We start from the raw sequence: 26,959 nt of genomic DNA, 5'->3' as shown, positions 1-26,959 counted from the left end.
GATGACTGGAGGGTGTGATGTCAAAGACCGAATCGAAAAGGCTGGCTGATGTAGTGGGACGGGCGATTGCTCGGCAGCGCCTGCAATCCGGACTCAGCCAGGAGCAGGTTGCCGAGCGACTGGGGATAGGCAGCGAAGCGGTGTCGCGGATTGAGCGCGGCGTGGTCATGCCCAACATCGAGCGACTGGTGGAGTTGGCTGGTGTCTTCGGCTGCGAAACAGCTGAACTCCTGACAGAAGCGAGTGACCGTCCAGAGGATCAGGCGCGTCGTCTCCATGCTTTGCTTTCCTCCCTGGGTGGAGACGACAGGCAACTGGTGATGGAGGTTGTAGAGCGTTTGGTTGAAAGGCTGGCGCGTAGTTGAGCTAAGCGCTGGATTGGGGGGCATCGAACAATGCTCCGCAGCGCAAGCAAAGACACGTGTGCCCCATGAACTGATACTTCTGCATGTCCTGAATCCAGGTGTTGATACCCTCCCATTCGGACGAGACCGCTGATGTTCCGTCAGTGATCATATTAAGCACTTGCGCCAGTGGCTGAGGGGCTGCTGGGCTGGCGCTGACGGTAGCTCGCTGAGTGCCCCTGATGAAGCTTTCCGCGATTCCAAGAGTGCGTGCAATGGCACTTGCAGCATCTAGGGTCAGAACTACCGAGGAGCTGCATATCAAGCATTTCATGATGGTCTCCTCACAAGTAGCCAGACTCGGCTAGAGATACACAGCCTTCTTTGCCTACCACGACATGATCGAGCGTTCGTACGCCAACCACGTTCAACGCTTCCTGCAGCCTGTGCGTCAGGTTGCGGTCCGCATGGCTTGGCTCGGGATCACCTGAAGGATGGTTGTGGACCAGGATGATCGCTGCCGCGTTGTGCGCCAGTGCCATCTTGACCACCTCTCTCGGGTAAACGCTTGCGCCGTCCAGGGTGCCTCGGAACATTTCGTGAAACGTGATCACCCGGTTCTTGCTGTCGAGCAAAAGCAGAGCAAAGACCTCGTGTTCGTAATCGGCGAGCAGTGCTTGCAAATGGATAAAAACCTCCCGTGGAGAGGTCAGTGCCCGCCCCCGACGAAGGCGTTGATTGGCGAGTTGCCTAGCCATTAGCAGGATGTCAGCTTCAGTGATTGGCGATTCAACCAGGTAGGTTCCGCTTGGCTCACTGGCCTTCAGTTTGTGCAGTTTCATGATGGTGTCCTTAGTTCTGAGGAGAGGGGGCGCTGAGCCGTTGAGCCTTTGATTCCAATTTCTCGCTCAGGCTGGTTCTCGGTGCGGCTTGGCAGGTGCTGGCAGGGCTGCCGCTGTCGGTGGGGTAGAACTCCTCAACAATGGCGCCCGCGTCTTCCTCACTGTCTTCGAAGGCGCCATTGGCAAAGCCTCGACGCGCGGCGTCATCCAGCGCAGCCTGATCGAAGCCAGTTGCTTGTCGTTGTGCATCGAGCTCATGGGTGGCCTGCAGCGTTAGGGTCATGTCCGTGCTGTGGCGTACTGTCAGGTCGACGTAAAAGATCGGTGTGCCGTGGCTCTGGCGAGTGGACTTGCCACGCAGGCGCAGTTCCAGTGGCAGGCAGGCCAGGCGATTGCCCGAGATGGCCTGGAAGTAATGCAGCCGAGCGGCGATGGTGCGGATGCTATTGAAGCCGGTGGTACGGAAGACGAAGCTGCCCAGCGGATCCTCGTCCCCAATCACCACGTTGAGTCGGCCATAGGGCTTGCACGCTCCGCCCTTGGCCAAGGAGCAGGCATCTGGGGAAGGGCAGGGTAGAGATTGCATGCCGTCCTGCGTGACGCGCCTGCAGGTATCACCGTTGCCGACACACAACGGACGCCCAGACTGCCGATCGAACAGGGTGTAGTCGGCGCGGAAATTTAACTCTGGTTCGTTGAACAACAGGCGTATGGGGATGCTGCGTAGCTTGTCGCCATCGCTTTGGCGCAGTTCGTCATTCAGTGGGTGCAGGAGCCAGCCATCCTTGCCCTGCACCTGAGAGGTAATGGTGAACTGATCATCCTTTTCCGGCAGACGCTTGCCGTTCTTCTCGATGACCTTGCCGATGGAAAACCGCCCGAGTACCGGCGGGGTGATAGCCAGACCTTTGAGCATGGTGGTTCTCCTGGAAATAAAAAAGGCCAGCCACGCAGTGCGAACTGCATGGACCGGCCAAGGGGGAAGGGCGTGAGAGGGTGAGGGAGTCAACCGACGAGAAAGCGCCGTGCTCCGGTTTTCAATAGCGGGTACTTGGCCTGCAGGTATGGCTTGTCCTTGAGCAGTTGGGCGACATCGAGCCCTACGCTGTCCTTGGCCTTGCGCCAACTGACATAGCCATTGGAGAACTCCGCCCGGCTGGCGTCGCCAATGGCCTGCTGCAGCATCTGCTTGAGTTCGGCTTCGCGCTTTTCCTTATCAGCAATCGACTGCCGAACGGCTTTCAACTCGATATAGGCCGCGGTCAGGCCGGCATGCTGGCTGAGGTCGACGGTCTGTCCACTGTCCTCTGGGTAGAGGCAGCGCAGGGCAGCTTCAGCGGAGGCCGTACCATCGGCTGGAGGTGGCGTGTCGCTTTCCACGTAATGCCAGAATTGGCGCTCCAACTCGATCAGGCGAGCGATCATCTGCTCGTCCCGCTCGATGCGATGGATCTCCAGCGTCTGGCCACCCAGCAGCACAGCCACATCAGCAGCTTGCTTGCCAGTCACGGCGAGTTGGTGCATCACCTGTAGCTGTACATACTCCGGCACGCCCTCTTTCCAGAGGCGTGCTCCATTTATGCCGGCGGTCTTACATTCGAGGATTTGCACCTCGTCCGTGCCGATCACCTCTCGATCAATGTTGGCCAGCATCCAGGGCAGCTCCGGATTGGGATGCTGCAGCACGGCGTTGATCCGCCGTACCTTGTGCTTCGTGCGCTTGCTGTAGTGCCAGGCCACGATGGGTTCCAGGACGTTACCCCAGTACATCGGGCTTTCCTCATCGTGGGGATCGGTCTTCGGTAGTTTGCTGTCGCGGCCGGTCTTTTCCAGCCACAGCTCCAACTGCGATTTGTACGGGTTCAGACCTACTGCAGCGGCAGCATCGGAGCTGCCAATGCCTTGTTTGCGAATCGCTAGCCAGTCCTCGCGAGGCAGCTCCTTGGTACTCACCAGGCGCAGAGCAGGGCGGGGCTTGCGAGTGTTGCCGTTCAATGAAGTGGCTTTCATGTGCATACCTCACAGACATAAAAAAGCCCGGTCAGCGCGAAGCTGACCGGGCGTGGTTTTAGAGGGTAAGAGGTGGGTGTCTCTAGATGACTTTGCCGTTGTAGACGACGGTTGTTGCCCCTTCTTTCTTAACGCTTAGCTTGTTGTTTTCAGCAAAGGCTTCGACGGTTTCAGAGCAGCCATCAATGCTCGTTTTGCCATCGACAATTTCGCTCTTGGTGTCGTAGCTAAGGACGTATGTGGTTGCCGGGCAGGAGTTGCCGTTTTCGCCGGTTGAGACAACCAGAACGAATTTGTCCGGACCAAAGGCATAGGCTTTTTCGATTTTGACGTAGCCGGTGGATTCGGGGTCTTGCACAACCGACTCCATGAGGTTGACCGCCCCTGCTCTGGATTGGTAGTTGAGTGCAGTGCCGAGATCCATGTAGGCGATGCTGAAGGGGCCTGCTGCATCGTCTGAAATCAGCAGCGCCTCGTAGGCAATGCTGGGGGCAGCTGGTGCAAGTAACTCAGGTTTTGTAGCTGCGGTAGGCTGCGATGTAGGGGACATGCACTGTCCGCTTTCGCAGATGCGGTCGCCTTTGCAATCCGTATCCTTGGCGCACATTGCCGGAGGTTGATTTGTCTGTGCGGTTTCTTCTTTGGGTTTGTCGCATCCGCTGATGGCGAGTGCGAGTAACGCAACGATAGCTATCTGTTTCAACGTGAAGATCCTTCTAGATGGTGGTGTGTGATTATTGACGAACTTCTGTCCGAGGTCGAACAGCCTACCCAGCCCGCTTGGGCTGGGTAGGCTTCAGGGCAGGGGTTAGGCTGCCAACCTCAACGCAGAATCCAGCGCGCGTTGCTTGATTTGCGCACCCTGACCGAACCAGGCCGAGTCCATGCGGTACTCGTTGCTGCGTGCACGGCGCTCGTGGTCGACGTACTCGGTGACGGCATTGAGCAGGCCCCAGGCGGTGCCGCGTGCCGAGTCCAGCTGGCTGCCACGACCACGACCTTCATACAGTTCCTGTACCTTGCGCAGGGCGCGCTCGTTGGGCAGTTGTTCCGGAAGCGCACCGGTCGGGCTGGTCTCGCACATGACGTTCATGAAGAAGCCCAGTGCCTCATGCCATTGCACCTTACGCTCGGCCAGCGCGCGCATGCGGTACATGAAGTCGTCCCATTGCGAGACGGCAATACCGAGTTGCTTCTTCACTACCGTTGGATCGAAGCGGGTGTTATGCGGCACCTTGATCGCTCGGCTGGTGCCGTCCAAGGCGATGGTCAGTGTGTTATTGCAGACCACGCGCACTGTGGTTGGCGTTGCGGTGGTAGCCAGGGTTCCGTCGCAGGAAGTGGCCAGCAGTAGGTAACCGTTGACCTGGTCGTTACCCTTGAGTGCAGCGCCTTGCCCGGTACGCGCCAGCGCCCAGAACTTGCGCCCGCCTTTGAGTACGCCTGCGGTTTCCAGCTCGTAGCCGGAGACCTCGGTCAGGTCCCTGTAGAACTCCAGCACTTCGCTCGGTTGCACGGTGTGGTAGCGCTGGGAGACCACCGACAAAGGAGCTTTGGTATCCGAACGGAACAATACCTTCTGCTCGGGGAACGAGTGGATCGTGCCGAGATGGCCAATCGCGTCTGACTTGAAATGAACAGGGCTTTCCAGGATCTGCCAGTCCATACCGGCTTCGCGCTGCCAGACTTCAAGGGGCTGCTTCTGCGTAAGTTGATTACCCAGGCCGTGCCAAGGGGTGGCTCCGACGTAGGCCATTTGCTCGATGAGGTGAGCCATAAAGATCTCCTTGCCAGAGGAACTGGCTATCGCCCGGCAGTCGAATGCCGAGTCGGTGGGAATGGAAGTGAATGAAGGCGCGTGGCGCGCCTTGTAGGAGGGCTACTGGTCGAGGGAAAAGATGTGGCCGCAGGCATGGCACTCGAAGTTATCGAGTACGTGGGCATCGATTTCTTCACCCATGCGTGCACCGGCGAGGCTGCCAACTGCGCCGCCAGCCAAGCCACCCAGGATCGCACCAGCCAGGCCGCCCAAGGCCGCTCCGATGGGGCCGGCGACCGCGCCCAGAGCAGCACCACTTTGGGCTCCGGCGGCAGCGCTCGCCGCGCCGGTTGCTGCTCCGCCTACAGCACCGGCTGCACCACCGATTTTGCGGGCATGGTTGCGTGCTGTGACGCGAGCAGAGTTACAGGAAGGGCAATTAATCGACATCGTTCAGACTCCTGATAAGGGAAGGGCTGAAGAGGGCAATACGCACCCGTCTTCCCTTAAATGATCCAGGTCTGAAATTCAGTTATATCTGGTCGGTGATGCTGGTCGTGACACCACTACTGCGCTAGGGCAGGAGCCTATCCTGCCGTACCGGAGTCGCATCAGAAGTGGGAGTTTTCGAGGTGAGCGGTAGTCCAGCGCGCTGTGCGGGATCGCCGGTTGGGAGATGTTCTCAGCTCGGGATTATCCATGGACTCTGGGTGGACAAGGTAAGAAAGAATAGATCCAGGATTCTTCTTTTTTAACATCAAATGATGTATAAAAAAAGGAACCCGAAAAGAGAGACTTCCCCATGGCGCCGAGCAACCCGTTTCATCGCATCGCTGACCTTCCTCCCGAACAGGCTGTTGAGCAACTGCTGGGCATAACCGCTGCGGATCTCAAAGCTACGGCGCTACAGTGCTTTCGGTCTGCATCGTTGTCTGGCCCGCTGCAGCCCAAGGGTTCAGATGGCACCTTGGCTTGGATTTTCGGCACGGAAGCGTTTAGACAACAGATGCTGCCCAAGGCGTGGAAACCTGCTGATCCAAGTAATCAGCCACGCGTAGTTTCTCCCGACGGTAAGCATGCTGTAACGGTTGCCTGCGGTGACCACAATACAGGTAACCCGTATGTCAAAAATCCGCAGACTCGGAACAAGCGTGGCAACCGCACGACTAAAAGCGTGTCCTACAACGCCCGGCAGGCCGATCTTTTTCCTGTAGAGCGACGCAGTCGGCAGATTTTCATCGACGATCAACAAAGTGAGCAGACGCTCTGGATCCTTCTGTTCTATGTTGATCTTGAGAATCGCACGGTTCACTACGAACTCTCGCGCCCGATCAACATCGGCGAAAACGGAAAGGTTGACGACTGGAATCCGCGCTTTATCATGCCGGCGCTCGTTCTGGATGCACCAGAAGACAACCACGGATCTGATACAGCTCCCGATATTGACATTCCAGTTACACCGAGATCATGACCGAGACCAGCGATTTCAATCCGGCCCGATTAGTGCTCGCCCGCCAACGCCGTGGATGGACAAAGAAGTCGCTAGCAGACGCCACATCTTTAAGTGGCAAAACGATATCTTTGTACGAGAGCGGTGATTTGATTCCGTCGCACGAGAGCCTGAGCAGCATTGCCCAGGCTCTTAGTTTTCCGCTGTCCTTTTTCAGCGGTGTCGATGTCGACGCCCCTACTGATGAGAACGCCAGTTTCCGTTCGTTCTCTCGTATGACTGCAGGACAGAGAGATGCAGCGCTCGCTGCGGGCGGTATTGCCTATATGCTCAGCGACTGGATTGACAGCAAGTTTCATCTGCCAGAAGCGTTTGTTCCAGACTGTTCTGGCATGGATCCCGAAGCCGCTGCGGAGACTGTGCGTGCGGAGTGGGGGCTGGGACTACTGTCTATAAAGAACATGGTTCACCTTCTTGAGTCGAAAGGTGTACGTGTTTTTTCCCTGGCCGAAGAAACGAGTCAGGTCAACGCGTTCTCTTGCTGGCGTCGAGGCGTAACGCCTTTTGTATTTCTGAATACGCAGAAATCGGCAGAAGCCAGCCGATTCGACGCTGCTCATGAGCTGGGACACTTGGTTCTGCACAGGCATGGCGAGAACAAGGGTAAAGAGATTGAGAACGAAGCAAACGCCTTTGCTTCGGCGTTCTTGATGCCCAAGCAGACCATTTTGGCTCAGGGGTGGAAATGTAGGTCCGTGGTGGATGTCGTCGAGATGAAGAAGATCTGGAACGTCTCCGCTATGGCTCTTGCCTACCGCTTGGGAAAAGTCGGGATTTTGACTGAGTGGGTTTATCGAAGCTTCTGTGTTGAGCTTGCCAGCATGGGTGCAAGAACTAAGGAGCCTGATCCCTCTCCCCGAGAAACATCGCAAGTGCTGCAGAAAGTATTGGGTCTCGCCAGAGACCAAGGCAAATCGCTCAGCGCTATTGCATCAGAGTTGAGTGTTTCATCTGCAGATCTGACGCCGATCTTGTTTGGTATGGCACCTGTAGCTGTCCCTGGTACTGGAGATGCCAGAACTTTGGAGGTTCGCAGTGGAGCAGGGCTACGGTTGGTCAAGTGAGAGTTCGACGCCACTGAGGTAACGGGGTAGAACCGAATTGAAGGGCTAACCGTATTGCGTTTGAACGATAGGCTTACAGATCCCACGCTTGGTCGGTGGCTCTTAGTGTTATGCCAGGGGTGAGCGTTGGTGCTTCCTAGCTTGCGGTGCAAGGACTACTACCAGGCGCAGTTCGCCGGGTATACGCGCAACCTGGCACCCGGCGCTGCGCTTGATGAGTGCCTGCATGACTTCCTCGATCAACGACCAAGCGGAAAGTACACCCAGAGGCATCGTGCTTCTGGGCTGGCTGGCGTCGATTTCTGGTGGCAGCCCGCAAATGTAGATGGAGCTGCTCTGGCCAGTCTGGCGCTTGCGCGTGTACTGCATTTTGACGACGTGATCAGTACTGAGCTGTTGGATCACCTGGCAGTTCATCACCCTGATCAGCTGCGCTGGGCCATTCGCTACTCCAAGCTTTTCACCCGTAGGGATTCGCCTCTCTGGATTCACCTTAAAGAAAACTGCACTAGCGAGCAGTGGCAGACGTTCTTCGGAGTTTGCGAGCGTCTGCTGCTGCAGCTGGAACCCTTTGAAGCCGCGATCAATAGTGCAGAGCGACAGCTGCAGTCTCTGACGCTTTTGGAGCTGCTTTCCTATCTCAGCGTATTGGCCTATGCCCGTCTCGGGGATGCTGGTGACGATCCAGCAGGCATTGATTGGCTTGCTTACGAGCGGATCATCCTGCGTAAGCTGAAGTCTTGTGGCGAGTCTGATTTTCGGCTTTCTACCGATGTGCTCGGCCGTTCGTTGAGGCAGCATCTGTCGCCCATGTTGTTTCCGCAGCCTGGGGAAGGCGCGGAGTGCGCTGTAAACCTAGAAGCAGTCGGCGCGATGATCGATGCAATGCGGGAGCTCATTGACTATGAGCGCTCCATCGATTGGTTTTGTTTCGACAGTGAGTGCGATTACCAGCTCCAGCCTGGGCAGTCAGTCATTTTCAACAAAACAGACGAGGGTACCCTGTGCTGGCAGCGTACTGAGCGAAAAAGCCAGCTGCTATGGTGCTACTGGATGTGCCGCGCGGTCGATGTCTTTGCGGCTTCTGAGCTGGCTGGACAGATCATCGGTAGTGCTGAAAACCATGAGGCCAACCAGCTCGCGTACATCAAAGCGATTCGCAGCCAGCTCTATCTGCAGGTAGTTTTTGGGCTCGGCGAAAGTATCAGGCTCAACAATGGGGCAGAGGTCACGCTGCATCACGCCATGCTTGCCAGTGAGCTGACTAATGCCTTTTTCGAGCAGGCCTATCTGCAACCTTATCGGCGATACCTGGCTGACTCCGGTGATCCCATAGCGGCACTGGGGCGTTTGGCTTTTGAGGGGCTGCTGCAGGGAGAGAATCGCTTTCCCATAACCTGGTCGGAGTTGCCGGAGAAAGTGGCGCGGATCCGTGCGTGGACGGTCAGTGATGAGCATCCCATGGGGGATCCTGAGGCCGCCAAAGCCATTCTGCAGTTTTGGACCAGTGATCTTCAGGCGCTGTCCGAGCAGATCAAGCAAGCGCCTAATCAACCGACGCCAAGGCTATACGAGCGGCCGTTCTACAAAATCGGCCGCTTCAGCTTTCAGTTTCCTTGGGTTGCGGGAAGACAGAACAGCCTCACGGCCGCGGTAAACAATTTGCGTCGCGTAGATCCGCGCAGACCTGAGCTTCGCTCCGAAACAGAACGTGTCGAACACGAACTGGCTGCGTCTCTTCGGCAGCGAGGTTTTCGGGTGGTGGTGGGCTACCAGCCGCCTCGCATGGATGAGGGCGATGTAGGAGAGATTGATGTGCTGGCGTGCCTCGAAGGCGTGTTGCTATTGCTCGAGGTCAAGTCAGGTTTTATCCGTTCCAACGGTCACGAAGTCTGGCTCCACCGCACGAATACGTTACGCAAGGCTGCCAGGCAGCTGAAGCGTAAAAGCCCAGCGGTGCTCCCAGCATTGCTGGCGGACTCTGACTTGCGTGACGCGCTGGGGCTGGCGATTTCCGATCCGTCGCCGGCCTTGCACACCTGGGTTGTAGACACCTCGATTGAGCTGGATGGGGAGGTTGTTGATGGCGCTCTGGTTGTATCCCGAGAAGTCCTGGAAGTCGCGCTACGTGATGAGCAGCATTACCTGAGGGCTTTCGATCAGGACGCGGAGGAAGAGGAGGCGATCGCCACACTTTATCCGGACGGATTCAGCGCTCAGGCGTTTATCCGAGTGATCGAGCGCAGCGAGGTTTGGCGGGGCTTACTTTAAGCGGCGTCTACCTGGCGTAGGCCTTGGCAACCGGACTTGTCCTAGGCACTGACGGCAGCATTGGCCTGAGCATGACCTGCTCATCAATCCAGCGCAGCAAAGCTTGCTATGGTTCTAAAGAATGACCAAAATTAAGGTCTTATTGGAGGGCTTGGATATGCAAAGTATCTTGGCTGACGTCGCTGTCAGTGTTTCTGAGTTGAAGAAAAATCCGTCGGGCATCCTGGCTGGTGCAGGTGGTATGCCCGTCGCCGTGCTCAACCACAATCGCGTCATGGGATACATGGTGCCGGCAGAGCTCTATGAGCAGATGATGGAGCGCCTGGATGATCTGGAGTTGGTCGAAATAGTGAAGGCTCGCTCGGGCGAGGAGTCTGTCCCGGTGCGTTTGGATGACCTATGAGCTGGAGTTCCTGCCCTCAGCCCTGAAGGAGTGGCAGAAGCTCGGCCATACGGTGCGCGAGCAGATCAAAAAGAAACTGCGCGAGCGCCTGGATAATCCCAAGGTTCAGGCCGACGCCCTCAGGGATATGCCGGGGCACTACAAAATCAAGCTGCGTACATCGGGCTATCGCCTGGTATATCGCGTCGAAGATGAACGCCTGGTGGTCGTGGTGGTTGCCGTTGGCAAGCGCGAGCGCGGGGCCGCTTACCAATCTGCCAAGGACCGTTAATGACCGGAGGCTAGTGCAGGTTTGGATGTGCCCGAAAGCTTTACAGGCGGAAAGTTTACGTGTCGCGGCTCGTGGGGATCGTGGTTATGGTCATCTCGTCACTACCGAGGAGGCTTTCCATGATCATTCTGAGCTCACTGAGTGAGTACCTAGTTTTGCTGGGTTCGATGCTGCTGATGATTGGGTTGGCACGGCTCGCTTACGGCGGCCGTGCCATCTGACTGAGCTCGGCCGGATTCAAGTGATGGGGATGGTTAGCTGCCGTCTATCTGGTGATAACGGTCCGTCTAATTTTCAAAGAAGGATCTTGCATGGATGTTCTGACTAGCTACAGCAGCCCGCTGATCATCGCGTCTGTGCAAGGCGTTGCCTGCAATGGAACTGTGGGCATGACTCTTTGCCCTGGCAAGCAGCAACCCAACGCGCTCTCGGGAGCCTCCCAGCGCGACCTTTCTCTTGATCTAGACAGGGTTCAGTCGTGGGGCGCTGCAGCTGTTGTGACCCTAATGTCGCAGGACGAGCTCTCCGCTTTGAAGGTCGCTCAGCTTGGTGATGAAGTCGAAAACCGGGGAATGCTCTGGTTTCAGCTGCCAGTAGCCAATCACCATCTTCCTGATGCAGATTTCGAGCGGCAGTGGGTATATGCCGGTGTTCGGCTGCGCGGCCTACTGAGGGCAGGCAAAAAGGTGCTTGTGCATTGCGGTAGTGGTCTCGGTCGTACGGGAGTCATCGCCGCTCGGTTGCTCGTGGAATTGGGCGACTCAAATCAGCAAGCGATTGCAAAAGTGCGTGAGGCCCGGTCAGGGGCTCTGCAGGAGAGCGCGCACGTGCAGTACCTGGAGCACTGCCAATTGGCCTCCAATGACGCGTGGCTAGATCGGGTGCTTGGCTGTCTGCTGGGTGGTGCTGTGGGCGATGCATTCGGCTACGCAGTTGAATTCGACTCGCTTGCAAAGATCCGCGAGTGCTTCGGCGAGCAAGGACTGACTCGGCCTGTCTTTCAGGACGGCAAACTGGTGGTCAGCGATGACACCCAGATGACCTTGTTCACACTAGAAGGAATCCTGCGCAGTACGGATGTGAACGGTGAGCCCACTTCCTCCGTATTGCTGGATGAGGTTCGCCACGCCTACCTTGACTGGTATGACACCCAGCTAGGTAAGCAATCTGCTTCTTCAGTTTTGCATGGCCGCCTAGCGGCGAGGCCTGCGTTGAGGGTTAAGCGCGCTCCAGGGAACACCTGCCTGTCAGCCCTCAAATCGGGGGGGCAGGGCAGCATCAAGCGCCGAATCAATCAGTCGAAAGGCTGTGGTGGCGTGATGCGCACGGCACCGCTGGGCTTCCTTCAGGACGTTGATTGGTTCGATCTAGGTGCTCGGGTTGCTGCTTTGACGCATGGGCACGTCGAGGGTTGGGCTCCGGCAGGTATTCTTCCGCGCATCGTCGCCAGACTGATCAAGGGCGAAGAAAAGTTTCTGGCGGTAAGAAATGGATTCAGCGACGCCTGCGAGTGGGGGCATGTCTACGGTGAGTCGGCGGGTACTGAGCGATACCTACTGGCTCGAAAGCTTGCACGGAAAATGCGCTTCAACGCTCACGAAGCCATTCGCCAGCTTGGCCAGGGTTGGGTCGGTGACGAGGCTCTGGCCATTGCCATGTACGCTTTCCTCTCGGCTCGTAGTTACACCGATGCGATTGGCAGGGCCACCAATCATGATGGTGATAGCGACTCCACTGCTTCCATAGCGGGCCAGCTATGGGGGACTCAACATGGCGTTAGTGACATCCCGCATGCCTGGATTCGTCGTCTCGATGTGCTTGATGAGGTTCTACTGCTGGTTCAGCAGATGCAGTCCTGGCGGCGTCTTGTCGGAAGCGATAGCTACGGTCAGCCTACAGTGTCTGCCGAAATCGAGCCCTGCATACGCTTGATCGAGATGACTCATGAGCTTCATACGCTGGGCTATCAACAGATTCGCATTTTCCCCTACATGGCACCGTCCGGATGTTCTTGGCGGGTGGAGTGGGCTCCTGCCAGTGCTTTCCGTTCTTCTGTAGAGCCGCCCAGCGTCGAGTCGGAGCGTGAGCTTGTGCGCTATAGCAGCGGCTCTGGCTGGAAGCCCTTTGAGTGGCAAGGTGTGCAGGAGCTGACGGCTCTGAATATGGCGCAGCAGTTCGTGCGGCAGTTTCCCGAACTGGCTCGATCTGGCCAGGGGGATGATTGGTGCTATGCCGGTTGGCTAGCGCGTCTGCTTGGCGAGGTTCGACGCGGACGACTGCCCTACATGTTGGCGGATTGGCCGATAGATCTCGCACGTGGAGTGCCGATGACCTTTGGTGATCCTTTTCCTCTGCCGCCGACCTTGGATCGCGAGCCAGAGTTTGGCCATAACCCCGAGGATGATTTGGCTGATGAGGAGCTTCTTTCGGAAGGGCTTTTTGAGCAAGCTGAGTCCCCGGTAGACCATGTTGACGATGAGCCCACTCCGGATCAGTTCGATTTCACAGATCTGTATGGCCGCACCCATGGACTGGTTGCTTTCTACCATCAGGGCGCACCGTACCTGTTACAGGTCACGCAGTTGATCTGGCAACAGCTCCCTGCGCCTCGCGAAGAGTCATCTAGTCAATTGTGTTTGCTCGCAGGGTGGCCAGATGAAGGCAAACTTGGCGTGCACAACTTGCTTGAAAACTATCTGAAGGTAGCGGACCAAGCGTGCGAAATGGCCGCTGAGGCCACTGATCAAGACTGGAAAAGCGAAAGTGGAGTACTGGACTGGAGCAAGGTTGAGCACACCTTTGCCGAGATGGATAAGGCATTGCTGGCGACTGCATTTCAACTCAGTCAACTGATCGAGCACATAGCCCAAGCAGCAGGTTGATTTCCATATAGGGGCAGCCAGTTTATCCGCATGCAAGCTCGGTCGGTTAGTGATAGAGCCAGGGCTGCAGTTCATCCAGGTTGGCGACCACGATCTGCTGTGCCGTTGCCTTGGCGTGCACCTTGGTCGGGTCGATTTGGTAGCGCTGCAGGATGTACTGCACCAGGGCACCGCGCGTTTCGATGACCAACTGACCCTCGCGCATCCCATAGTCGGTCTCGATGATTACCTTCTGTTCCGGCTTTAGTCGTGAGTCCGGCTCGATCACCACGGTCACCTGAGTGCTCCAGCCTGCATCCTGATCGCGTCCATTGGCTGAAGGGTCATCCATAGGCTCAGGCACGCCGCGGAAGCGACTCAATACGAAGTCCCGGTAATCGCGATTCTTCTCGCAGTACGCGCGCACGTGCCAGCGCATGCCGGTGTAAATCAGCGTATGCGGAGCGATCAAGCGTGTCTCTGCATCCGGCGTAGTAAAGGACACGTACTCACACTCCAGACGTAGCCCCTCGCGGCAGGCGCGCAGAAGCGGGCGCAATAGTTCCGGCCGTACCGTGCGATCCGGCACCTGCAGCACCTCGGTGTGCGCATAGGCTAATGCCAGGCCCTCGATGTGCGGCGCACGGTCGTGATTCTGATTGAGTAGGTGTAGATAGGCGCTGGCGCTGTCATCGATGAACAGCGGCTTGAAGTGCCTGCTGGGTACATACCCCTTTAGATGCTTGTCGTATTCCAGGTTCTTCGGCGCGTAATCGGTGATGTAGGAATTGATGTCCTTCGACGCCTGTTGGCGGCTGATGCCGAAGCTCTGAATCAGGTGATTGGTGGTCAGACGGCCTTCCCACCAGGCCACCGTCTCGATCAGGCGGTAGCGCAATGCCAGATCCCAGCGTACGGACTCGATTGATTGCTTGCGTTTCATGGCCTCTCCATCTGCTCGAAAACTTTACCTGTACGCGTAAACACTCTAGATGCGTCGTCTCAAGTTACATACCTTGAAATTGTCATTCAAGTCGCCCGTTGGGCTGGCGGATAGAGGGAGTCTCGAGCATGAACATGATTGCGTTGTCGTGGATGGTGATTAGCGGCAGTTTGTTGCTGGTTGTGCTGGCGGGTGTTGCAGTCTACTGGCAGGTATTGCGCCGTCGTGAAGCGGTTACAGCCTTGCAGATCTGTCAGTCGCAACTAGAGCAGCACATGGCTGCATCTCACCAGAAAGAGGATGAGCTCCGTGAGCTGAGTGCTGGTCTGCGGGCGGAGAAGGCTCATGTTGAACAGCTTCAGCGGCAGGTCGAGTTCGCTCAGCAAGAAGCTGGGCGCTTGCGTACCGAATATCGCGATCAATCCGCTCAACTGGCCGAGGTGCAGAGCGCTGCCAGCGCCGCTCGTGCTCAATATGGCCAACTGCTTCAGCAGCATGATGAGCTCAAGCATGCGAGTGCCCGGCTGCAGCAAGTTCACGATGTTCTGCAGGATCGCTTCGCGGCCCTGACCAAGGAGCATGCCACGCTGAGCAGTACGCTCGATCAGAAGCAGCAGCACTTTGCCGAACAGCAGCAGCTGCTAAAGGAAAGCCGCGACCAGCTCAAGCTAGAGTTCGAGCAGCTCGCTGGCCAGATCTTCGAAGCCAAAGGCCAGGCGTTCTCGCAGCACAGCCAACAGTCACTGGATGCATTGCTTAAACCCTTCCGCGAGCAGATCGAGGGTTTCCGCACCAAGGTTGAAGATATTCACCACAAGGATGTCCAGCAGCAAGCTGCCTTGACCCAGGAGCTGCATCACCTGAAGGAGCTGAATCGACAGATCACCCAGGAGGCTCAGGACCTCACTACAGCGCTGAAAGGGCAGAAGAAGGCGCAGGGCAATTGGGGCGAGCTGATTCTGGAGAATGTCTTGGAGCGCTCCGGCCTGGTCAACGGCAAGGACTTCAAGCGGGAGGTCAGCTTCACCGGCGAGATCAATCGCCAGCGCCCCGATGTGATCGTTTACCTGCCTCAAGGCAAGCACCTGATCATCGATGCCAAGGTCTCGCTCAACGCGTACACCCGTTACATCAATGCCGAAGACGATACCGAGCGTCGCATGGCGCTTGCCGAACACGTGACGGCCGTTGGGCAACGCATCAAAGAGCTATCTGACCGCAGCTACTTTGACTTGCCGGGGCTGAGTGCGCCCGAGATGGTCTTTATGTTCGTGCCCATCGAGTCGGCTTTCGTCGAGGCGCTGAAGGCGGACGAAACACTGTTCCAGAAGGCCATCGAGCAGAACGTGCTGGTGGCGACGCCAACCACGTTGTTGACCAGCCTGAACATCGTGCGCCAGTTGTGGCGTTTCGAGGATCAGAACAAGCACACAGCCGAGTTAGCCGAGCGTGCCGGCAAGGTATACGACAAGCTGCGCACCTTTCTCAGCAGTATGGATGCCATCGGCCACAGCTTGGACAGAGCGCAGGATGCCTACAAGAAAGCCTGCGATCAGTTGGTCAGTGGCAAGGCTAACCTGGTCAAACAGGTCAGCGACTTCCGTCAGTTGGGCGTAGCGGTCAAAGGCGAGCTGAATGAGGTCTGGGTCGAGCGGGCGGATTTGGAACTCAACCTGATCTCTCAGATGCCCGCTGAGCAGCAGGCCTGAACCCTGCCGCAGCACGCAAGTGAATTGCAAGGAGCAAAACAGGATGAAGAAACCAGCAACGGTACAGGCGCTCGAGGACCTGGGGCGCGTCCGGCTATCCAAGCACTTTTTCATGCGGGATTTCCTCTACTCGGAAATCAGCCAGATCGAGGGCATCCCTAATATTCCGGATTATCCGGACCGCGCCATCGAGGCCGGGCGAGGACTGTGCGAACAGTTGTTGGAGCCTCTGCAGGAGCGCTTTGGGCGGATTGTCATTCGCTCGGCTTACCGAGCGCCGGCAGTCAACGCTAAGGGCGCCGAGAACAACAACCAGTACAGCTGTGCCGCCAACGAAAAAAACTACGCAGAGCACATTTGGGATTATCCGGACGCCGAAGGACATCTGGGCGCGACTGCCTGCATCATGGTGCCGGCATTGTTGCCCTGGTATGAGGAGCGCAAGGACTGGACGCCGCTGGCCTGGTGGATTCACGACAACCTGCCGTATGCCAGCCAGTTCTGGTTTCCCAGACTTGCGGCATTTAACCTTCGGTGGAGCGCAAACCCGAACACGTTACCCAGCATCAGCACCTACGTTACCAACCCCCATACCGGTGACAAGACAGCGTTGGTGAAGGGCGGGGTGGCCACGCTGAGCTTGGATGAGCGCAAGGCGATCGTTCGCCCATGGTTGGCGAGTCTCAACTAGGTTGCAGAAAAATCGACCGATCAAGTAAGCGATCATGTAGCCGATCAAGTGACGTTGTTAAGACATGTGCTTGAAAACTTTACCTGTACAGGTAAACACGCTAGATGTATCTCGAAAGGCTACATATTTTTCGGAGTATCCGCTGCGGCAGCGGCTTTGGGGCAGCAATCATCTGGAGTGTGAATGCAATCTGTTACCTACCGTCTTGATCAGAGTCCCGTGACACCATTTCAGTACCAGCAGGATGTCGAGAAGTACGCGGGCAATATCGAGTGCTCAGAGTGCGAGGCTAGTGCCTGGTTTGTAAGAAGTTCGGTCAGTGGCGGTCGGGAGCGTGTTGCTTGCTTCGCCGCGCACCACCAAGACGGTTGCCAGATCAAGACGGTGGTACTGGTTGTTGACGATGAAGGGGTTGAGCCAGATGAGGGTACAGACACGACGCGCATCAATGTCGATCTAGATAAGCGCAAACCCCAGGAAATCCTGGTTCCAGAGCCCAAAGAACGGCAGCCCGTCGATTCTCCATGGGGCGTGTTACAGCGGAAATACGCAAACGCTGCAGACTACCCGATCAACAAATCACTCCGGCAGATCCTGTCGTGCCTGATCAAGAACCCGGACTACCCAGAGGATGATGTTTCGATCCGGATCACGACCGACGGTGGTCGTGTCGCTTTGGAAGGGGAAGTCCGTAAGTTGCTCTCCCATCAGCGACAGCTTGCTGGCATCGAACTCGGTACGGTTCGCTTGTTCTGGGGGCTGGTCACCAACGTCAACCGGAAGGATGGCGAGGTCTGGCTCAACTGTGGGGATTACCGCACCGAACCAAGCCTGCTAGTCAGAGATGAGAACCTTGAGGAGGAAATGCTGAAGGCGTTCCGCCTCAAAAGTTTGGATGAGCTTGAGGGGGCCTATTTCCTTGTCATGGGGTGGCTCGCCGGCTCGGAGCGCAAGCCCATTATCAACTTCGGCTTTGCGAAGTACATCGCCTTCGTTAAGTACCGCGTCAAGCATGACGAAGAGGCTTGAGCCCTCACAGGCCAGCTTCTCCGGCTTTGTGCACCAGTGATTCTCTGCAAATGGCAGAGCCTGTACTGGGCCGTACTCTGCACCACTCCCCCATCAGATCACAGGTGGTGCTGCGCCAGCACGCCACGCAACGACAATTTCTTTATTCGAAAGCTGGAGAGACTCAACACCTCTACCGGGTTGAGCTGAACGCGTCATCAATCCGGACGGGTTCCCCGGAGGTCTGCCCCGTTTTTGATCGGAAGCATCCCCTGGAGCTGTCAACCTGCCTGAATACTTGACCTGTATGAAAGCCCATTATTGGTGCGTCCAGTTGGGCGACATATCCTGCCGCTATGCCCACTGGATGGGCTGGATGGAGTCACTGGCAGGGATGCCTAACTGAAACAGGATGGGTTGTCACAGTGCAGAGGAGACGGGCAATGGAGTACACCACACATGCCATACAACGATGCAGTCAACGCGGTATTCGGCAGCAGCAGGTCCAGTGGCTTGTCGATTTTGGATGCCATACCTGGAATCGTGGAGCGCAGGTGTACTTCTTCGACCGAGCGCGCTTGAAGCGGCTGTTGCTCAAGCTCTCCTCGGCTGAACGGCAGTTGGCCGAGAAGGCCCAGAACGTCTATGTGGTTGTGGTAGATGGCGCAGTGGTGACTGTTGGGCACAGAAGCCCTGACTTCTGCGTCAGCAAGCCTGGCGTTCACCACCATCGACGTCGACCGCAGCACCAAGCAGCTTGAGCCGCGGCAGATGACAATTCCTGGCTGATTAGGCAGGATACAGGTTAATGTCGAACTGATATCAAGCTTGACGATTAACGGATTGAAGCAAGACCAACATTGGATAGTCAGAGATAATGGCAGCTTTGCAGATCATTCCTTCCCTCAACACCCGTTCAGCGGGTGCTGTGAGTTGGGAACCCACAAGTGATGCCATGACTAATCAGCAGTCTTTGATCAATTTCGGCTTCAAGTTCGGTAGAAGTGGAGCACATGACTCCCGCACCATGATGTTGCCGGAGCTGCGCAGCCTTTTCGCGTGCACTCAGTCCAGCGATGGCCGCCCGCGGTATCGTGAGCAAATCACGGAGTTGAACTGCCTGGGCAAGCCCACCAGTCGAGCGCGCAAGCTGACGGCTGAGCACCTGGTTGATCTCTACGGCCTGTCGCCCGATACCCCATTGTTTCGCGTTTTTCGTCAGCTTTGGGACGTGCGCGTAGAGGCGCAGCCATTGCTCGCACTTCAACTCGCTGCAGCTCGTGATCCTCTGTTCCGTGTGTCTGTTCCGCTGATGTTAGAGCTACAGCCTGGTGAGCCTCTGCAGCGAGAACACACTGAGGCGGTATTGGCTGCTCAAGATCCCAATCGTTTCAGTCCCGCGTCGCTCAAGTCCTATGCCCAAAACATCAACGGCAGCTGGACTCAGGCCGGATTTCTGCGTGGGCGTGTCAAGAAGAGTAGGGCGCAGCCACAGGTAACCGAGGTGAACGTCGCCTATGCCCTGTTTCAGGCTTATCTCAACGGTTTGAGCGGACAGCGCCTGTTCTCCAGTGAGTGGTGCAAGCTGCTGGATTGCCGAGTTGAACGCCTGATAGAGCTTGCACGTACGGCATCCTTGCGTGGGCTGATCACATTCAAACAATCGGGTGAGGTCATTGAAGTTGGGTTCCCCGACTTCCTCACCGCCACTGAAAAGGCCTGGCTCCATGAGTAGTCGCCTCAATAAGCTCATCAAAAACTACGCTCGCCATATCAGCCTGCCTTGGCAAGCGGGCCTGGCAGATGAGCAGCGCGTTCTGTTTGCCGTTTATCACAAGGAAGACGAGCTCAAGCTGCGTGCGCGAATCGAAGAATTCAAAGTGGCCACTGAAGGCGCAGGCCACACCTGGCTGGCGCTGGATATCACCAATGCATTTCCCGAGTGGATGGCCGCAGAAGAGTACCGGGATGCCTATTTCACTGACCCTAGTGATCTGATCGGTAACTACCCCGATTTCATTCAGGACCTGCTAGAGCGACTGGAGCAGCAGCTGGGTGACCACGCGAACGAGAACACCCTCGTAGCGCTGATTGGCGCTGGTGCCTTGTTTGGTTTTGGCTCAGTCGCGGGCTTCGTCAAAGCGCTCTCTGCGCATGTGCCCGGTAGGCTGCTGGTGCTCTTCCCGGGCGAGTACATCGACAACACCTATCGCTTATTGGACGCCCGTGACGGCTGGGGCTACCACGCCACGCCGCTTACGGCTGACAACTGACTGTTTTGCTTTAAGGGACTGACATGCTTAACCGCGAAATCTACCTGAACGACCCGCTGGAAAACCGCCTGGCCAACAACGGGGTCGCCGAAGTGAAGGATGATCTGTCCGAGCAGGCGCTCAACACCCTTCGTTATGAGCTCAAGACGTTCGTCTGTGAAGGTGAGTACCAGGCCGGTATGGACAAGATCCTGTCCACCTACCTGCGCAACCTGGGCAGCAATCATGAGCAGCCGGGTGTGTGGATCAGCGGCTTCTTCGGCTCGGGTAAGTCGCACATGGCCAAGATGCTGCGCACCCTGTGGGTCGACCAGGCTTTCCCGGACGGCCTGACGGCGCGCCATATTGCCAACCTACCGCAGAACGTTGCAGACGCATTCAAAGAGCTGAGCATTCAGTCGCGTCGCTATGGCGGCCTGCATGCTGCATCCGGCACGCTTGGTGCTGGTGCCAACAACAACGTGCGTCTCGCATTGTTGGGCATCATCTTCAAGTCGGCGGGGCTGCCGGAGCAGTACCACCAGGCTCGTTTTGTCCTCTGGCTGAAAGAGCAAGGCTACTTCGATGCCGTTAAACAGGCAGTAGAAGATGCCGGCAAACCCTGGGAGCGTGAGCTGAGCAAGCTGTACGTCTCGCCACTAATTGCTAATGCTTTGCTCCGGGCCTACCCGGACATGGCCAGCGATACGCAAGGCGTGCATCAACTGCTCAAAGGTCAATTCCCCACGGTCACCGATGTGACCAATGACCAAATGGTCCAGGCTATCTCCGATGCGCTGGACCGCGAAGGCCAGTTCCCACTTACCCTGGTTGTGCTCGACGAAGTCCAGCAATACGTGGGTAACGATGCAGACCGTGCGCACATGATCCAGGAGGTTGTCGAGACCTGCTGTAAACACTCTGCTTTCGGTCATCGTCTGTTGTTCATTGCAACCGGTCAGAACGCTCTGTCCGGTATGACTAACTTGCAGCGTTTAATGGGACGCTTTCAGATTCCCATCATGCTCAGCGATACTGATGTCGAGTCGGTGATCCGTAAAGTCATTCTGCAGAAGTTTGAAACAGCGCGAGCGCCAGTTCAGGCGCTTCTGACCAAGCATCTGGGCGAGATTTCTCGTCATCTGCGGGGCACCAAGGTGGAGTATCACCAGGATGACGAGAAGGTCATGCTGGCCGACTACCCGCTGTTGCCCGTGCGCCGCCGCTTCTGGGAGAAGGTGCTGCGTATTGTCGATACCACCGGCACTGTTTCGCAGTTGCGCAACCAGCTCAAAGTCATCCATGAGGCCGCCAAGGCCACGGCCGAGAAAGAGCTGGGCAATATCGTACCCGGCGACTTTATCTATCAGCAGATCGCGCCCAATCTGTTGCAGACCGGTGTCATCTCTAAGGAGGACTACGAACGTATCGCTGAGCTGTCCGCTGGAGATAACGACCAGCAACTGCAGTCGCGTCTGCTCTCGCTGATTCTGCTGATTGGCAAGCTGCCGACAGACTCGATTTCCGACTGTGGTGTACGCGCCACCGCCGACATGCTGGCTGACCTTCTGGTAGATAACCTCAACCAGGGCAAAGACGAACTGCGCGCGCGCATCCCGGTTCAACTGGAGGCCATGGCCAAGAATGGTCAACTGATGGCCATGGAGACCAGTGCAGGTGTCGAGTACCGTCTACAAACCCAAGAAAGCGCCCAGTGGTACGACACCTTCCGCCAGCAGGAGGCGGACCTGCGTGGCAATATGCAACGTGTCGAGAACTTCCGGATCGACCTGCTGCACAAGCAAATCAAGTCCGAATTGGCCAAGGTCCGTGTCACCCAGGGGGCGTGCAAAGAGAACCGTCAGGTAATCGCCTGCTTTGATGCAGAAGTGCCCAAAGATGCCAGCCAGAAAATCTATCTCTGGGTACAGGACGGTTGGAGCCTGAACGAATCATCTTTCCTGGCCGAGGCGCGTAAAGCCAACCCGGATCTGCCGACGCTTTACCTCTATATCCCCGCGCGTAACCGTTCCGAGCTGAACAACGCCATCATCCATCAGGAAGCTGCCGATGCGACCCTGAGCCTGCGCGGTATGCCTAATACCGTAGCGGGTGATGATGCCCGCAAGGCGATGGAAACCCGCCAGCGTGATGCACAGAAGCAGGTCGACCAGCTTCTCAAGGAGATTCTTTCAGGCGTACAAGTGCTACAGGCCGGTGGTGCGGAAGTAGACGGCAACAGCATTGCCGAGCGCATTCAAGCCGGCGCTCAAGCTTCCGTGGTACGCCTCTACCGCGAATTCGATATGGCCGACAGCCCACATTGGGCCAAGGTTTACGACCGTGCCCGCAAGGACGGCGGTCAGAACGCCCTGGAAGCCGTGGGTTTCAGTGGTGATACCGAAAAGCACCCGGTATGTGCCTCGCTCCTGCGTTACATCGGCGCTTCCAAGAAAGGCAACGAGATCCGCGATCAGTTTGCTGCAGCCCCCTACGGCTGGCAGCAGGACACTATCGATGGTGCGTTGTTCGCCCTGGTTGCAGCGGGTGTACTGCGTGCCACCGATGCCAGCGGCAATGCGCTGACGGCGCAAAGCCTGGAGCGGCAGAAACTCACCCAGAGCACCTTCCGTCCTGAGACTGTGACGATCCGTCCGGTGGATCTGATCAAGATCCGTGGCTTGATCAGCTCGTTGGGTATCGACTGTCCACCAGGTGAAGAGCAGGCCCGTTTGCCGGCACTGATCAACCTGGCTCGCGAGCTGCACTATGCGGCAGGCGGTGAGGCGCCTGCGCCTGCGCGTCCGGACGCCAGCTTGATTGATGAGATCGCCAAGGAAAGTGGCAATACCCAGCTCAAGTTGGTGCTGGATAACAAGGATGCCATCAAGCCGTTGCTTGACACCTGGCGCAGCCTGGGTGAACAGCTGCGTGTCCGCCGCAGTGATTGGGACCTGCTGCAAACCCTACTGCGGCTTAGCAAGGGCCTGGCCTTCGGTGAGAAGCTCAGTGGCGAAGTGGATGCCATCAAGAGCAATCGCAGCCTGTTGGCCGAGCCCAATCCGCTCGAGAGTCTGATCAGCACCACCGTCAGCCAACTGCGTGAGGCGATCAACCACCACTTCCGCGCCTTCCAAACCGAATACCAAAAGCGCCAGGCTGAGCTGGTGGCAGATAGTCACTGGCAACAGCTCTCTGCTGCCCAGCAGAATGAGCTACTGGCTCGCCGAGGCTTGGTTGAGCCTGAAGCGCTGAGCCTCGGTAGCCGCGAAGAGGTCATCGACAGCCTGGAAACCACCAGTCTGGAGCAGTGGACTGATCGTAAAGACAGCCTGGCTGCCAAGTTTGAAAGCGCCCGCCAGGAAGCGGTCAAACTGCTGCAACCCAAGGTTCAGCATGTCAGCCTGCCTAAGCGCACCTTCGAAAACGAAGCCCAGCTACGCCAATGGTTGACGGAAATCGAGGCTCAGCTGCTGGCCAAGCTGGCGGAAGGCCCCGTGATGGTCTGATTCCTCCCGCAGCATAGTGGCCCGTAGGGTGGGTTAGCCGCAGCGCGGCGTAGCCCACTCAAGCGGAGCCAACAAAATTGAATAATTGATTACTTGGCTTGCCGGTTGATAGGGCAGGCCGACTGAATACCCCAGCACTGGCTGTGGCAAGGACGTACTCATGCGCGAGTTCCTCGACAAAAAGCTTCGCAAACAACTGGAAACCACCGTCATCAAGGCGCGGGATATCGCCGAGCAAGCCGCGCAAGAGGCACTCACCCGGCTCAGTGTTGGCGACGCCAGCGCGGCCAATTACCTGGATGACGAGCAGCGTGCATTGCGCAACCGCCTGCGTGCCCATGGTCGTCAGCTGGGGGACCTGCGCGATGCCCGTACCGGCCAGCAGGAAACTCAGCGCCTTTGTGTGGAAATAGCCTACGAGCATTGGCACCGCATGCTGTTTGCGCGCTTTCTGGAGCAGAACCACCTGCTGATGTACGACCCGCATACCGCACTTACCCTGGAAGAGTGCCAGGAGCTGGCAGCGGATGAAGGCTGTGCCAATGGCTGGGAGCTGGCGGGCAAGCTGGCCTCACGCATGCTGCCCCAGGTATTTCGTGCGGACTCACCCGCTTTGGCGGTCCCCCTAGCCTTTAACCACGTACGTGCGTTGGAAAAGCTGATTGCTGATCTGGACAAGGCCACCTTCGAGGCGGCCGATAGCTTGGGCTGGGTTTACCAATACTGGCAGGCCAAGAAGAAGGATGAAGTGAACGCTTCGGGCGTGAAGATTGGCGCGGACGAGTTGTCGCCCGTAACCCAGCTTTTCACCGAGCCCTATATGGTGCAATTCTTGCTGGATAACAGCCTAGGCGCTTGGTGGGTGACCCACTACCCGCAGCATCGTGATCTGCTGCCACTCACCTACCTGCGCACTGTGCCTGCATCTGCCGAAGGTGATTCCTCCACCAATGAGCAAGTGCCTGCCGCAGGTACCTTTGACGGCTGGCCGCAAAGCTTGGCGCAATTCAAGATGCTGGATCCGTGCTGCGGTTCCGGCCATTTCCTTGTGGCCACCTTGTTGATGCTGGTGCCGATGCGTATGGCGGCCGAAGGCCTGTCAGCAGATCAATCCGTTGATGCGGTGATCAGCCAGAACCTCCATGGCCTGGAGCTGGATCAGCGCTGTGTCGAGCTCGCAGCTTTTGCGGTGGCTCTGGAAGCCTGGCGTTACCCTGGTGCCGGCGGTTACCGCAGCTTGCCGACGCTCAATATCGCTTGTGTGGGGCAGCGTATTCAGACACCACGTGAGCAGTGGTTGGCATTGGCCGGCCACAACGCCGAGATTAAAGCTGGCATGGCCCGTCTGTATGACACTTTCCGCGATGCGCCGATTCTAGGTTCCCTGATTGATCCTGCTCGCAGCCTGAAAGGTGATTTGATTACAGCTGATTGGGGGCAGGTGCAGCCCCTTTTTGGCAAGGCGCTTTCATTAGCCGAGTCCTTAGAAAGCGAGTTATATGAAGCTGCAATCGTGGCTCAAGGCCTTGCTGTGGCGGCAGAGATCTTATCTCAGCAATTTGATTTGATAGTCACTAATGTTCCCTATCTTGGGATTCGCAAGCAGTGCGGAAAACTTCGTGACTTTTGTGAGGCCCAATACCACGCCGGCCGCCATGATTTGGCAGCCGCTTTCATTCTTAGAGCTCTGGAACTTTGTAAGAGCGAAGGTCTAGTGCAAGCTGTATCTCCATCTAGTTGGCTTCAAAGCGGGTCCTACGAAAAACTTCGTCATTATCTTTTAGAAAAAATAAAAATAGACTGGGTTGTGAAGTTGGGTGCTGGAGCTTTTTCCGGGATATCCGGCGAGGTTGTTAATGTCGTGCTTACTCAGTTTCAGAATAAGATGCCGAGTAAGTTTAGTAATATTTTTACCATTGATCTTGAAGGTGCTCAGGGAGCAGAGTCTAAGGCCGTTAGTCTCATTGATGCCAGTATCCTGAAGATAAGCCAGAGTGAGCAGTTCTTAAATCCTGATTCCCGTATTCTTGTTGGTGTGGAGCAAGGAGGGAAAGAGCTATTATCTAAATTCGCTGATAGCTTGGCTGGAATTCAAAATGGTGATTCTCCTCGCTTCCAGCGCATGTTCTGGGAGCTGATCGGTCCTTCTGAATTTTGGGTGCTTCAACAGGTTTGCGTTAATGCGAGTACTGAATTTGGGGGCTGCAACCTCCTTATTAATTATGACTTAAAGGCTGGGCATCTTCGCGAGACGAAAGAAATTAGGCGGTCACGACTTCATGATTCGGATCAAAGAGGGAAATCGGCTTGGGGGAAGAGGGGTGTTTTAATTAGTAGGATGGGTAGCCTACCTGTAACGCTATATGCGGGAGTGCCATTTGATCAAAATGCGGCAATCATGCTGCCTAAAGAAGATAAGTATACTCTACCTATTTGGGTATACAGCCTATCAGATGACTACGCCGAGGCAGTTAGATCTATAGATAACAAGCTGAATGTAACAAGTGCAACTTTAGCAAAAGTTCCGTTTGACTTGACGTATTGGCAAAAGATTGCCGCCGAGCTCTATCCTGAGGGGTTGCCAAAGCCCTACTCCTGCGATTCGACACAATGGCTCTTCCACGGCCACCCACAGCCCGCTACCGAGCCGCTGCAGGTCGCCGTTGCCCGTTTGCTCGATTACCACTGGCCGGCAGAATCGGACTTCGAGATGGAGCTCTCCGATGAGGCTCGCGATTGGATCGCTCGCTGCACTCCGCTGAATGCCCTTTCCGATGACGATGGCATCGTCTGTCTTTCGCCTTTACGCGGCGAGAAAGCGGCTGCTGAACGTCTGGAAAGTTTGTTGCACGCGGCGTTCGGCACGGATTGGACTCCCCAACTTCGCAACCAGCTATTGGAGCAGGTCGGCGCCCAAAGCCTGGAGTCCTGGCTGCGCGACAAGTTCTTCGAGCAGCACTGCAAGCTGTTCCATCACCGCCCCTTTATCTGGCAGATCTGGGATGGCCTCAAGGACGGCTTTAGCGCCTTGGTCAACTACCACAAGCTCGACCGCAACAACCTGGAGCGTCTGATCTACACCTACCTGGATACCTGGATCAGCAACCAGCAGCGTGCCGCGAGTGAGAAAGTGGACGGCGCCGATGCTCGCCTGGCTGCAGCACAGGATCTGAAAACCCGTCTGGTGCGTATTCTCGAAGGCGAAGCCCCTTACGACATTTTCGTACGCTGGAAGCCTCTGGAGCAGCAGCCTATTGGCTGGAACCCTGACCTCAACGACGGTGTGCGCCTCAACATCCGCCCCTTTATGACTGCCGAAGTCCTGCGCCACAACAAAAAGCCCAAGCTCAACATCGAGTGGAAAAAGGATCGCGGCAACGACGTCCCCAGCGCCCCCTGGTACACCTTGGGCCTTGAGTACGGCGAAAAAGAAGGCGCCCGCATCAACGACCACCACCTGACCTTGGCCGAGAAAAAATTGGCTAAACGATAGAAGCTTTGAGTATTAATAT

Annotated in this window: 22 protein-coding genes; 15 read left to right on the top strand and 7 right to left on the bottom strand. The window is 56.7% G+C overall.

The window, feature by feature from the left end:
- The first annotated feature begins 17 nt into the window (after positions 1-17).
- Positions 18-365, top strand: a complete 348-nt coding sequence (locus tag HS968_RS16045) for a helix-turn-helix domain-containing protein (RefSeq protein WP_061242395.1) — start codon at positions 18-20, stop codon at positions 363-365.
- 323 nt (positions 366-688) lie between these two features.
- On the opposite strand, the gene radC is transcribed toward HS968_RS16045, so the two are convergent.
- The 6 genes from radC to HS968_RS16015 form a co-directional block, all read right to left on the bottom strand.
- Positions 689-1,186, bottom strand: coding sequence for a RadC family protein (gene radC / locus HS968_RS16040; protein WP_182367127.1), 498 nt, complete (start codon positions 1,184-1,186; stop codon positions 689-691).
- 10 nt (positions 1,187-1,196) lie between these two features.
- The gene (locus HS968_RS16035) at positions 1,197-2,102 is read right to left on the bottom strand and encodes a recombination directionality factor (RefSeq protein ID WP_182367125.1); all 906 of its coding nucleotides are present in this window, start codon (positions 2,100-2,102) and stop codon (positions 1,197-1,199) included.
- 89 nt (positions 2,103-2,191) lie between these two features.
- Positions 2,192-3,196, bottom strand: a complete 1,005-nt coding sequence (locus tag HS968_RS16030) for a YqaJ viral recombinase family nuclease (RefSeq protein WP_182367123.1) — start codon at positions 3,194-3,196, stop codon at positions 2,192-2,194.
- 82 nt (positions 3,197-3,278) lie between these two features.
- Complete coding sequence (locus HS968_RS16025) at positions 3,279-3,899, bottom strand: hypothetical protein (RefSeq protein WP_182367121.1); 621 nt, start codon at positions 3,897-3,899, stop codon at positions 3,279-3,281.
- 105 nt (positions 3,900-4,004) lie between these two features.
- A complete protein-coding gene (locus HS968_RS16020) occupies positions 4,005-4,973 on the bottom strand; it encodes a DUF932 domain-containing protein (RefSeq protein WP_182367119.1) in 969 nt (322 codons plus the stop codon).
- Positions 4,974-5,075: 102 nt separating this feature from the next.
- Positions 5,076-5,405: a hypothetical protein gene (locus HS968_RS16015; RefSeq protein ID WP_061242412.1), complete on the bottom strand. Its 330-nt coding sequence runs from the start codon at positions 5,403-5,405 to the stop codon at positions 5,076-5,078.
- Between the two features lie 352 nt (positions 5,406-5,757).
- Here HS968_RS16015 and HS968_RS16010 point away from each other — a divergent pair, with 352 nt between their 5' ends.
- From HS968_RS16010 to HS968_RS15985, 6 genes are all read left to right on the top strand, one after another.
- Positions 5,758-6,426, top strand: coding sequence for a hypothetical protein (locus tag HS968_RS16010; RefSeq protein WP_124187498.1), 669 nt, complete (start codon positions 5,758-5,760; stop codon positions 6,424-6,426).
- The gene (locus HS968_RS16005; RefSeq protein ID WP_182367117.1) at positions 6,423-7,529 is read left to right on the top strand and encodes a helix-turn-helix domain-containing protein; all 1,107 of its coding nucleotides are present in this window, start codon (positions 6,423-6,425) and stop codon (positions 7,527-7,529) included. Before HS968_RS16010 ends, HS968_RS16005 begins: the two co-directional genes overlap by 4 nt.
- Before the next feature lie 129 nt (positions 7,530-7,658).
- Positions 7,659-9,800, top strand: a complete 2,142-nt coding sequence (locus tag HS968_RS16000) for an NERD domain-containing protein (protein ID WP_182367115.1) — start codon at positions 7,659-7,661, stop codon at positions 9,798-9,800.
- Positions 9,801-9,957: 157 nt separating this feature from the next.
- Complete coding sequence (locus HS968_RS15995) at positions 9,958-10,203, top strand: type II toxin-antitoxin system prevent-host-death family antitoxin (protein ID WP_025297454.1); 246 nt, start codon at positions 9,958-9,960, stop codon at positions 10,201-10,203.
- On the top strand, positions 10,193-10,474 hold the full coding sequence (locus tag HS968_RS15990) for a type II toxin-antitoxin system RelE family toxin (protein ID WP_121333491.1): 282 nt from the start codon (positions 10,193-10,195) through the stop codon (positions 10,472-10,474). Before HS968_RS15995 ends, HS968_RS15990 begins: the two co-directional genes overlap by 11 nt.
- 311 nt (positions 10,475-10,785) lie before the next feature.
- Positions 10,786-13,356 carry an ADP-ribosylglycohydrolase family protein gene (locus tag HS968_RS15985; RefSeq protein ID WP_182367113.1) on the top strand — a complete coding sequence of 857 codons (2,571 nt, stop codon included), beginning with the start codon at positions 10,786-10,788 and terminating at the stop codon, positions 13,354-13,356.
- Positions 13,357-13,402: 46 nt separating this feature from the next.
- Here HS968_RS15985 and HS968_RS15980 read toward each other — a convergent pair whose 3' ends face one another.
- Complete coding sequence (locus HS968_RS15980; RefSeq protein WP_182367111.1) at positions 13,403-14,278, bottom strand: helix-turn-helix transcriptional regulator; 876 nt, start codon at positions 14,276-14,278, stop codon at positions 13,403-13,405.
- A gap of 128 nt (positions 14,279-14,406) precedes the next feature.
- On the opposite strand from HS968_RS15980, the gene rmuC reads away from it, so the two are divergent.
- From rmuC to HS968_RS15940, 8 genes are all read left to right on the top strand, one after another.
- The gene (rmuC, locus tag HS968_RS15975; RefSeq protein ID WP_238338848.1) at positions 14,407-15,987 is read left to right on the top strand and encodes a DNA recombination protein RmuC; all 1,581 of its coding nucleotides are present in this window, start codon (positions 14,407-14,409) and stop codon (positions 15,985-15,987) included.
- 43 nt (positions 15,988-16,030) lie between these two features.
- Positions 16,031-16,678 carry a peptidase M15 gene (locus HS968_RS15970; protein ID WP_182367109.1) on the top strand — a complete coding sequence of 216 codons (648 nt, stop codon included), beginning with the start codon at positions 16,031-16,033 and terminating at the stop codon, positions 16,676-16,678.
- Positions 16,679-16,861: 183 nt separating this feature from the next.
- A complete protein-coding gene (locus HS968_RS15965) occupies positions 16,862-17,707 on the top strand; it encodes a hypothetical protein (protein ID WP_182367107.1) in 846 nt (281 codons plus the stop codon).
- A 422-nt stretch (positions 17,708-18,129) separates the two neighbouring features.
- Positions 18,130-18,447 (top strand): hypothetical protein, encoded by a 318-nt coding sequence (locus HS968_RS15960; protein ID WP_182367105.1) that lies wholly within the window; start codon positions 18,130-18,132, stop codon positions 18,445-18,447.
- A gap of 194 nt (positions 18,448-18,641) precedes the next feature.
- Positions 18,642-19,421, top strand: coding sequence for a hypothetical protein (locus HS968_RS15955; RefSeq protein WP_182367103.1), 780 nt, complete (start codon positions 18,642-18,644; stop codon positions 19,419-19,421).
- Positions 19,414-19,959: a hypothetical protein gene (locus HS968_RS15950; RefSeq protein ID WP_033991201.1), complete on the top strand. Its 546-nt coding sequence runs from the start codon at positions 19,414-19,416 to the stop codon at positions 19,957-19,959. Before HS968_RS15955 ends, HS968_RS15950 begins: the two co-directional genes overlap by 8 nt.
- Before the next feature lie 23 nt (positions 19,960-19,982).
- Positions 19,983-23,447: a BREX system P-loop protein BrxC gene (gene brxC, locus HS968_RS15945; RefSeq protein WP_182367101.1), complete on the top strand. Its 3,465-nt coding sequence runs from the start codon at positions 19,983-19,985 to the stop codon at positions 23,445-23,447.
- 160 nt (positions 23,448-23,607) lie between these two features.
- Entirely contained in the window at positions 23,608-26,940 is a 3,333-nt protein-coding gene (locus HS968_RS15940; RefSeq protein WP_182367099.1) for an Eco57I restriction-modification methylase domain-containing protein, read from the top strand.
- The last annotated feature ends 19 nt before the right edge of the window (positions 26,941-26,959 follow it).

The sequence above is a fragment of the Pseudomonas berkeleyensis genome, from assembly GCF_014109765.1.
In the GTDB taxonomy this organism is placed as follows: domain Bacteria; phylum Pseudomonadota; class Gammaproteobacteria; order Pseudomonadales; family Pseudomonadaceae; genus Aquipseudomonas; species Aquipseudomonas berkeleyensis.
This window is presented reverse-complemented; position numbering and strand designations above follow the sequence as displayed.